This is a genomic window from Polyangium jinanense, assembly GCF_028435365.1.
This window is the reverse complement of the sequence record NZ_JAGTJJ010000015.1, coordinates 21,472-34,678: the sequence shown is the minus strand read 5'-3', so window position 1 is coordinate 34,678 and position 13,207 is coordinate 21,472. Positions and strand designations below refer to the sequence as shown.

9 protein-coding genes are annotated in these 13,207 nt (G+C 69.4%); 2 read left to right on the top strand and 7 right to left on the bottom strand.

Annotation, left to right across the window (positions count from 1 at the left end):
* The first annotated feature begins 79 nt into the window (after nt 1–79).
* Both KEG57_RS24260 and KEG57_RS24255 read left to right on the top strand, forming a co-directional pair.
* The gene (locus KEG57_RS24260; protein WP_272458828.1) at nt 80–898 is read left to right on the top strand and encodes a PDZ domain-containing protein; all 819 of its coding nucleotides are present in this window, start codon (nt 80–82) and stop codon (nt 896–898) included.
* 3 nt (nt 899–901) lie between these two features.
* Nucleotides 902–1,420: a TrmH family RNA methyltransferase gene (locus KEG57_RS24255; RefSeq protein WP_272458827.1), complete on the top strand. Its 519-nt coding sequence runs from the start codon at nt 902–904 to the stop codon at nt 1,418–1,420.
* A 335-nt stretch (nt 1,421–1,755) separates the two neighbouring features.
* On the opposite strand, the gene KEG57_RS24250 is transcribed toward KEG57_RS24255, so the two are convergent.
* The 7 genes from KEG57_RS24250 to KEG57_RS24220 all read right to left on the bottom strand — a co-directional run bounded on the left by KEG57_RS24250 (nt 1,756) and on the right by KEG57_RS24220 (nt 13,142).
* Nucleotides 1,756–2,892, bottom strand: coding sequence for a deoxyhypusine synthase family protein (locus KEG57_RS24250; protein ID WP_272428173.1), 1,137 nt, complete (start codon nt 2,890–2,892; stop codon nt 1,756–1,758).
* 66 nt (nt 2,893–2,958) lie between these two features.
* Nucleotides 2,959–6,069, bottom strand: a complete 3,111-nt coding sequence (locus KEG57_RS24245) for a hypothetical protein (protein ID WP_272428174.1) — start codon at nt 6,067–6,069, stop codon at nt 2,959–2,961.
* Nucleotides 6,070–6,124: 55 nt separating this feature from the next.
* On the bottom strand, nt 6,125–6,946 hold the full coding sequence (locus KEG57_RS24240; RefSeq protein WP_272428175.1) for an undecaprenyl-diphosphate phosphatase: 822 nt from the start codon (nt 6,944–6,946) through the stop codon (nt 6,125–6,127).
* Nucleotides 6,947–6,953: 7 nt separating this feature from the next.
* The gene (locus tag KEG57_RS24235; RefSeq protein ID WP_272428176.1) at nt 6,954–7,469 is read right to left on the bottom strand and encodes a hypothetical protein; all 516 of its coding nucleotides are present in this window, start codon (nt 7,467–7,469) and stop codon (nt 6,954–6,956) included.
* Nucleotides 7,470–7,540: 71 nt separating this feature from the next.
* Nucleotides 7,541–10,642 carry an efflux RND transporter permease subunit gene (locus KEG57_RS24230; protein ID WP_272428177.1) on the bottom strand — a complete coding sequence of 1,034 codons (3,102 nt, stop codon included), beginning with the start codon at nt 10,640–10,642 and terminating at the stop codon, nt 7,541–7,543.
* The gene (locus KEG57_RS24225; protein ID WP_272428178.1) at nt 10,642–11,859 is read right to left on the bottom strand and encodes an efflux RND transporter periplasmic adaptor subunit; all 1,218 of its coding nucleotides are present in this window, start codon (nt 11,857–11,859) and stop codon (nt 10,642–10,644) included. Before KEG57_RS24225 ends, KEG57_RS24230 begins: the two co-directional genes overlap by 1 nt.
* Nucleotides 11,856–13,142, bottom strand: a complete 1,287-nt coding sequence (locus KEG57_RS24220) for a TolC family protein (protein WP_272428179.1) — start codon at nt 13,140–13,142, stop codon at nt 11,856–11,858. Before KEG57_RS24220 ends, KEG57_RS24225 begins: the two co-directional genes overlap by 4 nt.
* Nucleotides 13,143–13,207: the final 65 nt, after the last annotated feature.

Genomic DNA, 13,207 nt, shown 5'->3' with positions numbered 1-13,207 from the left:
CTCTGATAGACAGGAGCTTCGTCCTTGGCCAGGGTGCCCGGGACGCTTCCGTGACGCCGGCTCGAATTTCCCCTCCGCGATGAACACGAAAAGACTCGCCTCCGCGCTCGTGCTCGCGAGCGCCCTCGCCGCCGCGACGCTCCAGGCCGGATGCGTCGCGCTGTATCCCGAGATCGGGACCAACATCCGCAAGATCACCGCAGAGCAGGCGCTCGATCCGCCGCCGCCCGACGATCTGCGCTGGATCCGCCTCGTCTCCGGGACGATCAAGGACTCGATGCGCGACGGCAGGACCTGGAAGCAAGCCATCGGCAAGCTGCCGGATCCCTACGCCAAGCTCTACATCAACGATCAAGAGGTTCTGCGGACGAACCCGAAGAACGAGACACTCGAGCCGAGCTGGGACGATTCGCCGCGCGGCAACTTCCAGGTCTCGTCCGCAGACAAGATGCGCGTGGAGATCTGGGACGCGAACACCGTCACGGACAAGCCGATCGGGGTGAAGGATTTCCGCCCGACCGAGGACCTCGTGCTCGGCGATCGCATCCGGCTCGACGTGCCGGGCGCCGGCGAGGTCGTCCTCGCCTACGAGCGCGCGCACGCGATGTACGGGCTCGGGCTCTGGTTCGAGCTGCGCACGGATACGTGCTTTCTCACGCGCATGATCGGCGGCAGCCCAGCCGAGCGCGCGGGCGCGCAGCCAGGCGACGAGGTCGTGCAGATCAACGGCAAGGACGTGAAGACGATGAGCAGCAACGCGGTGCGGAGCGCGTTCAACTCGATCCCCTCGGACGGCCTGCCCGTGGTGCTGCGGCACGCAGACGGGGCGACGGCGAGCGTGACCTTGCGCGAGGGGCCCATCTACCCGACATTCGCCGAGTTCGGGCAAGTCGACTGAGCCGTGAAGGTCCCTGCGTTCCACCTGTCGACCGAGGAGATCCGCGACGAGCTCGCGCCCATCCGTCACCCGTTCTCGATCGCCGTCTGCCGCGCGAAAAACCCGTTCAACATCGGGGCGATCATCCGCACAGCGCACTCGTTTCTGGTCCGCGAGATCTTTCTCGTGGGCACGGAGCCCTGGTACGAGCGCGCCGCGATGGGGATGGCGAAGTACGAGACGATCGTCGAGTGCCCCGACGAGCAGGCCTTTCTCGAAGCCGTGCGTGGTCGCCCGCTGATCGGCGTCGAGCGGGATCACGCGCGCACGACGCTCTGGGAAGCGGAGATGCCGGACGGTCTCGTGTTCCTGTTCGGCAGCGAGAACGACGGGCTCTCGGACACGCTGCTCAGCGCGTGCAGCCAAATCCTCGCGATTCCAATGTACGGGATCAACCACTCCTACCCGGTGGCGATCGCCGCGGGCATGGTGATGTGCGAGTGGGCGCGGCGGAAAGATCCGCGCGGGAAACTCACACCCTAGCTTGGGCCGCCGCGCCGGGGCGCGGCCCCGGCCCCCGCGGGGGCTGTTCGCCCCTCGCCCCGACCCCGGGCAAGCCCTGGACTCGTGTTGGAAGAACTGCGCGGTGCGCTGTTCTTCCACGGGCCGGTGGCAAGACCAGCGACAGCGTTGCCGGTCGCGGCGTTCTTGGTTGGCAGGGTCGCTCGTGGTCTTGCCTCGGCCTGTTCGATGAACTGCGCATTGCGCAGTTCATCGACCCCGGGTCCAGCGCTTGCGCTGGTCCAGGTCCAGGGGCGGAGAGCCCCTGGTGGGGCCTGGGGCAACGCCCCAGCGCAGCGGCTTATGATGAGGAGGTCCTACTTGGCCGCCTCGGCGTGGGCCCGGCGCTTCTCCAGCCGCTCGAGCACCGCGCGTACGATGAGCGGCCATGCGACGGTCGCGTCCGCGTATACCTCGGCGTAGCGGCCGCCCTCGTTCGGCGGGACGAACTTGCCCCAGCTCACGCCCTCCGAGTAGGTGCAGCCCGACAGCCCGCCCCAGTGCACGGGCTCGGGGCAGATGCGCACGCCGTACTGGAAGCGCGGGTGCTCTACTTCCACGCCGAGCCGGTGGCCTACGATGTCGTAGAATGGCCCGACCTGCTGCGCCCAGTTGCGCGGCACGCCGCCGCCGATCGTGAAGATGCCGAGCTTCTTCTTCGTTCCGATGAGCTTCGCGTAGCTCAGCAGATCGAGGAACGGGTTGTATGCTGGCGGGGCCGCGTGCTTGAACGGATCGAAGTTCGGGTCGTTCCCGTGCTGGGCGTGGATCTGCCGGAGCTTCCATACCGCCACGTCGAGGCCCATCTCGCTGTCCGTGAAGGCCGGAACGTACACGGGCACGTTGTGCAGATAGGCGCTGCGCAGGATGCCCGGTGAGTCGCCCATCTCTGCGAGCGCCTTGCCGAGCTGGCGACAGATCATCTCGCTCGACCACGGCACGTTCGGGTCGAGCTTGTCGAGCTCTGCCCGGACGAACTCGTCGATCGTGTTGAGGTTCTTCTCCATCTCGAGCGTGTCGTAGACGCGGTTGTAGCCCTTCTGGAAGAGCACCTCGTCTGGCACGTTCGGGTTCGCCTTGTAGTGCGTGAGCCCCACGGCCTCGCTGAGCCCGTGCGCCATGAGCGCGCCTGTGGAGATGATCGCGTGGATCATCCCGGCTTCGATCATGCGGACGATGACGAGACCCATCTTCGCGACCGTCATTGCGCCGGAGAACGTCGCGACGATCAGGCACTCTGGATCGAGCGTCATCTCCGTCAGCACGTCACATGCCTCGCCGAGCGAGCGGCCGCTGAAGGCTGTGCGGCCCATGGCCGTGACGAGATCGTCGAAGCTCTTGATCTGCAGCGGATCCAGCGCCGTGATCGGTACGAGCTGGTCCTCGACGCCGTCGCTCAGGTCCCGGACGGCGCGCGGCGGCTCGTGGGGATGGTGGGGATGTCGATCAGACATGACGAACACCTTCGTTGGAGGACGGGCCTTCCGTACCACGGAGACCCAAAACCGGCCGGCCTTTCCTCATTTCCGATCTTCGAGCGTGCAGGAGAGCTTGAAGACCTGGTCCTTTGCGGGCAGACCGCGATCGCCGCCTTCGGCCTTCTTGCCCAGGAAATCCGCCCGCACGAACGTGATCGGGCCCTTCTTCGCGGGCACCGCGCCCTTGCCGGTCGTCGGCGGCGGAGGAGGCCGCACCGAGGCTCGATCCGGCGCGTAGAGCGTGGACACCTGCGCGATGCAGGCGTCGTTGCCCGCGAGGCGCACGTCGTAGAGCGCCGAGGCGAGCGAGCCGTTTGCCCCGTCCACCAGAGCCCGGGCATACCCGCGCGTCACGAAGAACCGCACGCCTGCCTTGGGCTTCGCCGCGCACGGCGCGAGCTTGCCGATCTGGTTGCGGATGTTCGGCACGGTCGCCCAGCCCTCGAGCGTCGGCGCGAGCGGCAGCGGCGCGGGGGCGCCCTTCTTCTCGGGCGGCGGGATCGGGAAGACCCGCATCGCGCTCCAGTCGTACGAGCTCAAAAGGACCGGGACGCCGTCCTTCGTCGGCTCGCCGAGCGTGCGCGAGCTCCGCGCCGCCACGTGACCGATGATCCGCGGCGCCTCGCCCGAGATCCACACGACGAGCGCCGTGTCGCGCATCCACGCGATCGGCTCGCCCTTGTCCGCGCCGAACACGACCTCGTTCGACGGCAAAAGGTCGAAGCCGACCTCGGCCGTCTCCACGCCGCCGCCGGCCTTCGTGCGGACGAGCACGTTCTTCGAGCTGCCCACGCGCAGCGTGAAGAGCGCCCGCGCGCCCGAGCCCGCCGCCGCGCGGAGCTCCGTGCCCCAGCCCGTACCCTTGGGCGGCGGGCCGCTCCATGAGCGCACCTTGCCGCCGAGCTCGGCTGCGTCGTGCCACGAGAGCGTCCACTTCGCCGGCTCCGAGCCGGGTTTGTCCGGTCCCTCTTCCTCCAGGAGCGCGATCACGTCCATGAGCCCGTTGCGCGCCGTGGGGGCCGCCCTCTGCGCCCTGCGCGTACCCTTGGGCGGCGCGCCCTTCTTGCCGAGGAGCTGCACGATGAAGCTCGAGCTCGTGAGCGGCGCCGTGGCCTGGACCGGGCCCTCGGTATTGCACGCGAGCACGCGCTCCGCGCCCGCGCCGTAGCTCGTCTCGGCGCGCGGGATCGTCACGTCGAACGGAGCCTCGGCGCGATCCTCGCGCGGCTCCTCGGTGCCCCAGCCGATCCGCACGTGCCGGTCGAGCATCATGCCGACCTCGGACGTGCTGAACACGGTGGGATCGTCGAGCAGGCCCGTCACGTCGGAGAGCGATGCGCGCACGCTCTCGGGCAGCGGCACGCTCTGCCACGTCCTGCCGCCGTCGCTCGACGCGCTGATCGCGTCGTCGCCGACCGCGATGCCGCGCCCGCCGCGGATACGCGCGCTCGACGCGCCCTGGATCCGGTGCGGCTTGCGCGCCTCCTTGCCCGAGCCCGTCGGCTGCGAGACCGCGTAGACGCCGTCGTCGTCGGCCATCACGAAGGAGAGCGTGTGCTCGTCGTCCTCCTCGATCGCGCTGATCACGCGGAGCTCGCCGATCGGCCGGAAATCGAGCGTGGCGATGCGCTCCTCCTTGCCGCCCTCGCCGAGCGCGGCGACGTAGACGCGCTTGTGCTCGGGGACGGGTTTGTCTTCGTGATCGCCCTCGCCCTCGCCCTCACGCGACCCCTCGCTCTCTTCCTCCTCCTCCTCGCGCGCCGCTTCCTCGTCGTCGCGGCGCTCGGACTCGGGCACGTCGCCCTCCCAGAGGTTGCGCACGAACGCGATGCGGCCGTCGGAGAGCGGGCCGGCGCCGCGCGGGAAGAGGTCGATCTCGCCGCGCATCGTCAGCCAGCGGCCGTCGGGCTGGCGCGCGCAGACTTCGCCGTCGTCGTCGGAGCTGCAGGGGCCGAGCAAAAGCACGCCGCCGCTCGGCGAGGTACGGAGCTCGGCCTCGCCGCTGCGGATGAGCGCGGGGCGCTCCGGCTTCAAGCTGCTGCCTTCGAGCGAGACGCGCATCACGCCGAACGGATCGTACCGATCGCCGCCCATGTCCTCGCTGAGCGAGCAGGCCATCCACGCGTTCTTGCCGGCGCGGCTCATGCCACAGGCGCCGAGCCCGTCGCCACGCGCGAACTCCGCGGCGGCCGTGACCATGCCGGTCTTCGTGTCGACGCGCGCGACCATGCCGTGGCTCGCCACGATCGCGCTGCCGTCGGGCAAGAACACGCCCGACGCGGCCGCGGCGGCCAGGGGATCGCGGTGCGTCGCGCGGATCCACTTCACGAGCGCCGGATCGTCGTCCTTGGGCGTGTGATCCGCGAGCCGCCCGAGACGCGCCTGCGCCACGTCGATCGGCGCGTCGCGACCCTCGTCGTACACGAACGCGCGGATCATGCCGTCCCGCACCGCGAGCTCGAACACGCGGAGCGCGTCGCCCTTCACGTCCTCGGTCACGCGCTTCCACGTCGCGCCCCCGTCGGCCGTGACCGCGAGCCCCACGCCGTCGAAGAGGCCCGCGCCTTCCTTGGCGTCGCGGAACGCGACCGAGCGCAGCGGCAGGGGCGGCAGCGTGGTCACGGGCTTGAGGCGCCCCGTCTCCACGTCGACGAAACGAGGCATGTCGGCGCCGAAGGTCCACACCGCGACGAGGCCCATGTACGCGCCGATCCCGCGGATGTCCTGCTCCGACTGGGCGAGGGGCTTCGGGGCGCCGAGCGGGTCGTCGAGCCGGTAGATCCCGCGATGACCCCGCGCCACGAGGCGCCGGCCGCCGTTCGGCATCGGGACCTCGACCACCTCTTCGAGCGGCTCGGGCGAGGGCGCGGTCTCGGCCTTCACGGAGCCGTCCTTGCCCACGATCGCGCGGCGCCCGCCGACGAGGACGAGCATGCCCGCGTCGAGCTTCGGACCCACCTCGGTCGCGCCGCCCGCGGACGCCCAGCGCGACGGCGGCAGGGGCGCCGGCGCGGCCACCATCAGGGGCGGCGTCGGCTTGGCGATGGGCTTGGGCGGGGGCGGCGGCGTGGACGAGCAGGCGGCGGCCGCGAGCGCGGCGAGCGCGACGAGCGAGGAACCGGCGCTCGTCCGGCGGAGCAGGGACCTCTTCATGAGGCGCGCACTCTATCGACTCGTGATCTTGAAATGAAGCGCTCTTTCGTTCGGCTCAAGCCCGCGCGATCCAGAGGACGAGCGCCCCGAGGACGATGCGGTAGAGGCCGAACGGCGCGAGGCCGAAGCGCGTGAGGTACCGCAGGAATGCAGCGATCACGAGCCACGCGACGACGAACGAGGCGGCGAGGCCCACGGCGAGCGAGAGCGGGCCGGAGGGGGACGCGAGGAGCGCCGCGCCGCCCTTGGCGAGGTCGTACACGGTCGCCGCGCCGAGCGTGGGGATGGCGAGCAGGAACGAGAAGTCGGCCGCGGCCTTGGTGCGGAGCCCGGCGAGCTGGCCGCCGACAATCGTGGTCATGGAGCGCGACGCCCCGGGCCAGAGCGCGAAGCACTGAAAGAGGCCGATCACCGCGGCGCGGCCGAGCGTGATGGAGCCGAGCTCCGCGTCGTCGTCCGCGCCCGCGTCCGCGGTTCTCCTGCGCCGCCAGGCGTCGACGCCGGTCATCACGATGCCGCCGACGATGAGCGCGAGCCCCACGGGCCCGGGGCCGAAGAGGCGCTCCTTGATGAAGCCGTGCAGCAGAAAGCCCACGAGCGCGGCCGGGAGGAAGGCCACGGCGAGCGCCGCGAGCAGGCGCAGGCTCGCGGGGTCTTTGCGCAGGCAGCCGCGGACGAGCGCGGCGAGGCGGGCGCGGTAATACACGACGACCGCGACCACGGCGCCGAGCTGGATCACCACGTCCAGTGTCTTTGCGACCTCGTCGTGTTTGCCGAGGAGGGCGCCGAGCAGGATGAGGTGTCCGGTCGACGAGACGGGCAGGAACTCGGTGAGGCCCTCGAGCGCGCCGAGGAGCAGGGCGTCGAGCCAGGTCATCCGGGGGTCAAGCCGCGGCGCCGCGTCGGGCTTCGAGGCTGGCCTGATCGGCGGCTGCCTGGGTGGTCGCGTAGCGGGCGAAGCGCTTCGTGCCGCCCATGAAGATGCGTCCCTGATCCTTCAGCGTCTTCAGCGCGGAGCCGACGGCTCCGCGGGTGAAGCCGGATTGCCGCTCGATCTCGCCGACGCTGAGGCCGTTGCCGTTGCCCACGATGCGGACGATGCGCTCGAGGGCCGCGGCGCGCTCCTCGGTCGTCGGGCGGGATGCGTGCCTGCGCTCGGAGACGGGGGCGCGGACCGTGGCGGGGGCGCGGCTCGGCGCGCGCTTCGTGCGGGAGGAGGCGGGCGCGGCGGGCGCCGAGGCCGGCGCGGACCTCACCGCCGTTGCCCGGGGAGCGGGGCGCGTCTGGGGCGCGCGCTCGATCCCCAGTCGACGGAGGATGAGCGCGCGGATCTGGTCGGCCAAATCGCGGGAGAACTTGCTGACGAGCTCTTCGAGCTCCGCGTCGAAGGGTTGCGCCATGGGACCCGACCGTAGCATGTTCGTGGTGATTTTCCGCGGGTTCCCGCGCGGGCGAAGCGTGCCTGGGTCGGTCAGGGCCGCGCGCGCTCCCGTCCGAGCCACGCGTACACGACGGGCAGCACGAGGAGCGTGAGCAACGTCGCCGTCAAGAGCCCGCCGATCACCACGGTCGCGAGGGGCCGCTGCACCTCGCTGCCGGGCGCCGTCGAGATCGCCATCGGCACGAACCCGAGTGACGCGACGAGGGCCGTCATGAGCACGGGACGCAGGCGCATCTCCGCGGCTTTCTCGATGGCCTCCGCGTGGCCCGCGCCTCTCTCCTCGAGGTGCCGCGCGAATGACACGAGGACGAGGCCGTTCAGCACGGCCACGCCGAACAGCGCGATGAACCCCACGCCGGCCGAGATCGAGAATGGGATCCCGCGGAGCCACAGGGCGAAGATGCCGCCGACGGTGGCGAACGGCACGCCGAGGAAAATCAACAACGCGGTCCGCGTGGAGCGGAACGCGAACCAGAGCAGGAACAGAATGAGCGCGAGCGCGAGTGGCACGACGATCAAAAGCCGCGCCTTCGCCTCCTCGTAATGCTCGAACTGTCCGCCCCAAACGGCGCGATAACCTGTCGGCAGCCGCGCGCCTCGCTCCACAGCTGCCTGCGCCTCCGCGACGACGGAGAGCAGGTCTCGACCTCGCACGTTGAACTCCACGGTCAGGCGCCGCGATTGATTCTCGCGGCTCACTTGCGCCGGCCCCGTGAGGAATTTCAGCTCGGCGACGTCTCCGAGCGGCACGATCTGCCCGCTGACCGATCGCAGGGGCAGCGCGCGCAGCGCGTCGAGCTCGCCCGTGAAGCCGTGACCGGTCTTCACCACGATTCCGAAGCGACGCTCTCCCTCCATCACTTCGCCCGTCGAGTGGCCGACGGCCATCGTCTCGACGATCTGGTTCACGTCGGCCACCGTCAGGCCATACCGCGCGAGTTTTCCGCGATCGGGAATGACCCGCAGGTACGAGAGGCCTGCAACCTGCTCCACCCGCACGTCCTCCGCGCCCGGGATTGCGCGGACGATCTCGGCGACGCGGTCTCCGTGGTCGCGGAGTTTGTCGAGGTCCGGCCCGTACAAAAGGACGGCCACGTCCGATCGCACGCCCGCCACGAGCTCGTTCGTGCGCATTTGAATGGGCTGCGAGACGCCGCCCGCCACCTCGGGCACCTTGTGCTCGACGGCTTCCGCGATCTCCTTGGCGATGTCCTCCTTGGCAATGCCAGGCCTCCACGTACCGCGTGGCTTGAGGCCCACATACACGTCGGATTGCTCGACACCCATCGGATCGGTCGCGAGTTCCGGCGCCCCGGTTCGGCTCACGACATATTCGACCTCCGGGACCTCTTTGATGGCTTTCTGCAACCGAAGATCCGTCGAGACCGACTCGCTGAGCGCGATCCCGGGCAAACGCCGCGCTTCCACGAGGAGATCTCCCTCGTCGAGCTGCGGCACGAACTCGGCGCCGACCCGCGTGAACACCGCGGCCGCCGCCGAAAGCGCGAGCACGCCGGCCGTCAAGGGGATCCATCGACGCCGCATCGCGCGCCGCAAAAGCGGAACGTAGAGCGCGTGTGCTTTCCGCAAGAGCCACGTCTCGTGCTCGACCTTCGCAGGGCGAATGAAATAACTCGCGAGCACGGGCACGAACGTGAGCGAGAGGAGAAATGCCCCGAGCAAGGCGCAGAGGACGGTGATCGCCATCGGATGGAACAGCTTTCCCTCGATCCCCGTGAGCGCCAGGATCGGCAGGTACACGATGGCGATGATCGCCTCGCCGAACACGCTGGCCGAGCGCACTTCGAGCGTGGCCTCGCGGACCGTATCCACCCGCTCCTCGACGGAAAGCACACGTCCGAGCTCCGATTGCCGATTCGCCAGACGCCGGACGGCGTTCTCCACGATGATCACGGCTCCGTCGACGATGAGCCCGAGATCGATCGCGCCGAGGCTCATCAGATTCCCCGACAAACCCGCCGCGTTCATGACGGTGATCGCGAAGAGCATCGACAGGGGGATGACCAGGGCCACGACGAGGCCCGCCCGGAGATCCCCGAGCAGGAAAAACAGGATGCCGATGACCAGGAGCGCGCCCTCGACGAGGTTCGTCGCCACGGTCCGGATCGTGCGATTCACGAGCACGGATCGGTCGTAGAATGGCTCGATCCGCGTGCCCTCGGGGAGCGACGGCCCGATCTCCGCGAGCCGCTGCTTGACGGCCTGCGTGACCGTGCGGGAGTTCTCGCCCATCAGCATCATGGCGACGCCGACGACCACCTCGCCCTCGCCATTCTTTGACGCCGCGCCCCTGCGCAGGCGCGGACCGAATTGCACGTCGGCCACGGTGTCCATCGTGACGGGCACGCCGTCCGACGTCGCGCCGATGACGACGCGGCGCAGATCATCGAGGTTTTTCACGAGCCCATCCGAGCCGATGACGAACTGCTCGCGGTTGTGCTCGATGTACCCGCCGCCCGCGTTGGCGTTCGACTTTTCGAGCGCCTCGATCACCTGCGCGACCGAGATCCCGGCCGCCTGGAGCCGCTTCGGGTCGAGGACGATCTGGTATTGTTTGTCCTCGCCGCCGAAGCTGTTCACCTCGACGATCCCCGGCACCGTGCGGAGCGCGGGCGCGATCTGCCAGTCGAGCAGCTCTTCGAGCTGCATCAACGTGAGTTTGTCGTTACGAACGGCGAACTGGTAGATCTCGCCGAGGCCGCTGCTGATGGGCCCCATCTCGGGCATGCCGTATTGTGCGGGGACGGCCTCCTGCGCCTCGCGCATGCGCTCGTTCACGAGCTGCCGCGCGAAGTAGATGTCCGTGCCGTCGCGGAAGACGACCGTCACCACGGACAAACCATACTTGGAGATCGAACGGATCTCGGTCGTGTTCGGGATGCCCGCCATGGCCCGCTCGACCGGGACCGAGACGTATTGCTCGACCTCGACCGGCGAGAGCGCGGGGGCCGTCGTGATCACCTGCACCTGCACGTTGGTGACGTCGGGAACGGCGTCGATCGGCAATTGGGTGGCGGAGCGAATGCCGAACAAGGCAAACAGGATCGTGGCGGCGACGACGACCGCGCGGTTCTTGAGCGACCACGCGACGATCGCAGAGAGGAAGGCCATCAATGGTGCCCCTCCTCGTCGATCGTGCCCTTCAGGACCGCGCTCTTCAGCGTGAATACGCCCTCGACGACGACCTCTTCGCCTTCGCCGAGGCCGGAGAGCACTTCGACCGTCCCGAGCGCGGAGTCCCCGAGCACGACGTCGTGCATCTCGAACGCCCCTTCCTCGGGGAGTTTTACGAAGACCACGGCTTTCTGGCCGATCTCGGTGACGGCCGATCGCGGCACGAGCAGGCGCGGCTCGCGGGCCTGGTCGCCCCCGGTCGCGACATAGGCCGTGCCGAAGAGTCCGATCCGCAGCATGTCGTCGCGGTTCTGGAGATGGATTCGCGCCGTCACGGTCCGCGCGACGGGATCGATTTGCTGGCCGATGTATTCGAGTGAGCCCGAGAAACGCGTGGTCGGGTAGGCATTGAGCTCTACCTCGGCCCCGGCCCCGACGCGCAGCCGCCCGAGGTCTTTTTCGAAGACGCGGCCCAGAAACCATACTTCGCGTAGATCCGCGATACTCCCGAGGACGTGCTCGGCGGTCACCGGCTGGCCGACGACGGCGTCGCGCGTGAGGATCGTGCCGTCGATCGGCGCCCGAAGCGTGAGCAAAAACGGTGCGCCTCGTTGGGCTCCCGCGCCCATGGCCATAAGCTGTTCGCCGAGCGCCGCGGCTTCGACCGAGAGCGCGCGGGCCTCGGCTTCCGCGTCGAGGACCGCTTGCTCCGAGGTGAGCCGTTTGTCCAGGAGCGCCTTCAACCGCGCCGCGTTCTCGCGCGCCGCTTTGGCCTTGGCCAGGGCCGCCGCTTGCGCGCCGCGCACCTTGCCGAGCTCGGGGACCCGCACCACCGCGAGGACGTCGCCTTTTTTGACGGTCGCGCCCTCCTTGAAATGCACTTCCTCGAGTTTTCCCTCCGCCGGCGAAGAAATGCGCGCCGAGCGATCCGGATCCGCGGCAATCGCGCCGGGCAGCGCGATCGTGATCGCCAACGTTCCCGTGCGGACGGGCGCCGTGCGAATGCGGGCGTCCGTGATCACCGCGGGCGACAACGTCACGCGTCGCGGGAGCTCCTCGTGCTCGCCGTGCTCGTCGTGCTCGCCTGCTTTCGCCGTGGGCGCCTCCTTCGCGTGCCCGTGCTTTTCGTGGTCCTCGTTCGCCGCGCGTTTTTCGCAGCCCGAAGCGCCAAACAGCAGCGAGAGTCCAAGAAAGAAGAAAAGTCCCTTTTTCATGGCGTCCCTCGTTCGAGCGGATAGCCGGAGGCCAGCGCGAGATCGACGGAGCCGAGCGCGAGGTTTTTCCGGGTCTCGAAGCCCGCGCGCAGCATCTCCAGGAGGGCTTGTTGCGACGTCATCGCCTCGCGGGTCCCGAGGCGACCGGCCTCGATCTCCTGCGCGATCGCGCGGAGGCTCTGCTCGGCGCGGCCCAGCCGCTCGGCGGTGTAGAGCTCGTTTTGCGCGCGCAGGGCAGCGTACGCCGAGAGCGCATGCGCGAGGTCGAGCCGGAGCGCGCGACGTGTTCGCTCGGCTTCGGTTTGAGCGCGCCGGGACAGCGCCTCGGATTCGGCAATCTCGCCGGCGTAGGTGCGGCCCACGGGCTGCGGCAGCGGGATCGGCATCGACAAACCCACGCCGAAGACGCGCTCGTTGAAGCCGTCGTTCTGCGCGAACACCGAGAGCGTCGGGTTCGGGATCCGGGCGCGCCGGTACATCGACGCCCGCGCCTCGTGGGCGCGCCCCGAGGCTTCGAGGGCCTGGACCTCGGGCCGCTCGTCGATGGCGTGCCCGTCTTGTTTCGCCGCGAACGCCTCGACCCCCGCGATAGGCACGAGCTCGCCCTCGATGGCCACCTCGCCGCGCGGATCGTGGCCCATCGCGTGGAGGAGCGTCGCTTTGGCCTGCTCTACGCGCCGCGCCGCGCCGATTCGATCCTGAACGACGCGTGCATGCGCCATCTCGGCCACGTCCGCGTCGATCCCGGAGACGAGGCCCTTGTCCGCCGCGGCGCGCGTCGCCGTCGCGACCTTCGTCGTGAGGGATTCGAGGAGCGAAAAGAGGCGCACCTCTTCGCGGGCCGCGAGTGCCTCGAAATAAGCTCGCCACGCCGCGGCGGCGACCTCGCGATCCGTCACGGCGACGGCCTTCTCCTGGGCTTCCCTCTCGGCATCGGCCGCGCGTTTTCTCGCCCCGCGTTGCCCTGCAATCTCGATCTCCTGCGAGATCGTGGCGTACCAGTTGAGGACGGGCCCCTGGCCGGCGGCTTCCCGCCGTGCGCCCGACAAGGCCAGCACGGGATTCGAGGGCAAGACGGGACTCGCGGCCTCTTGCCGGCCCTTCACGGCTTCGAGGCCCTGGCGCTCCGCCTTCGCGGTGAGGCTTCCTTCGAGCGCGCACGGAATCAGGTTGGTGCGGTTGATCGTCGTCGCACACACAGGCGCCCCCGCGTGTGCTTCCAAGGCATGACACAAATGGGCGGCCGCCACGGCGGCGACCGCGATGAAGCGTATCCGTTTCACGAGCCAAACTCCTCCGTCTCGCGCGCAAAACGGCGCGCGCGACGGTTCCCGGGAGAGGGCGGGCA

Excerpts from the sequence above, each read along its gene's own strand:
- KEG57_RS24230 (WP_272428177.1), bottom strand. The coding sequence starts at position 10,642 with ATGGCCTTCCTCTCTGCGATCGTCGCGTGGTCGCTCAAGAACCGCGCG.
- KEG57_RS24240 (WP_272428175.1), bottom strand. The coding sequence starts at position 6,946 with ATGACCTGGCTCGACGCCCTGCTCCTCGGCGCGCTCGAGGGCCTCACC.
- KEG57_RS24235 (WP_272428176.1), bottom strand. The coding sequence starts at position 7,469 with ATGGCGCAACCCTTCGACGCGGAGCTCGAAGAGCTCGTCAGCAAGTTC.
- KEG57_RS24250 (WP_272428173.1), bottom strand. The coding sequence starts at position 2,892 with ATGTCTGATCGACATCCCCACCATCCCCACGAGCCGCCGCGCGCCGTC.
- KEG57_RS24260 (WP_272458828.1), top strand. The coding sequence starts at position 80 with ATGAACACGAAAAGACTCGCCTCCGCGCTCGTGCTCGCGAGCGCCCTC.
- KEG57_RS24225 (WP_272428178.1), bottom strand. The coding sequence starts at position 11,859 with ATGAAAAAGGGACTTTTCTTCTTTCTTGGACTCTCGCTGCTGTTTGGC.
- KEG57_RS24245 (WP_272428174.1), bottom strand. The coding sequence starts at position 6,069 with ATGAAGAGGTCCCTGCTCCGCCGGACGAGCGCCGGTTCCTCGCTCGTC.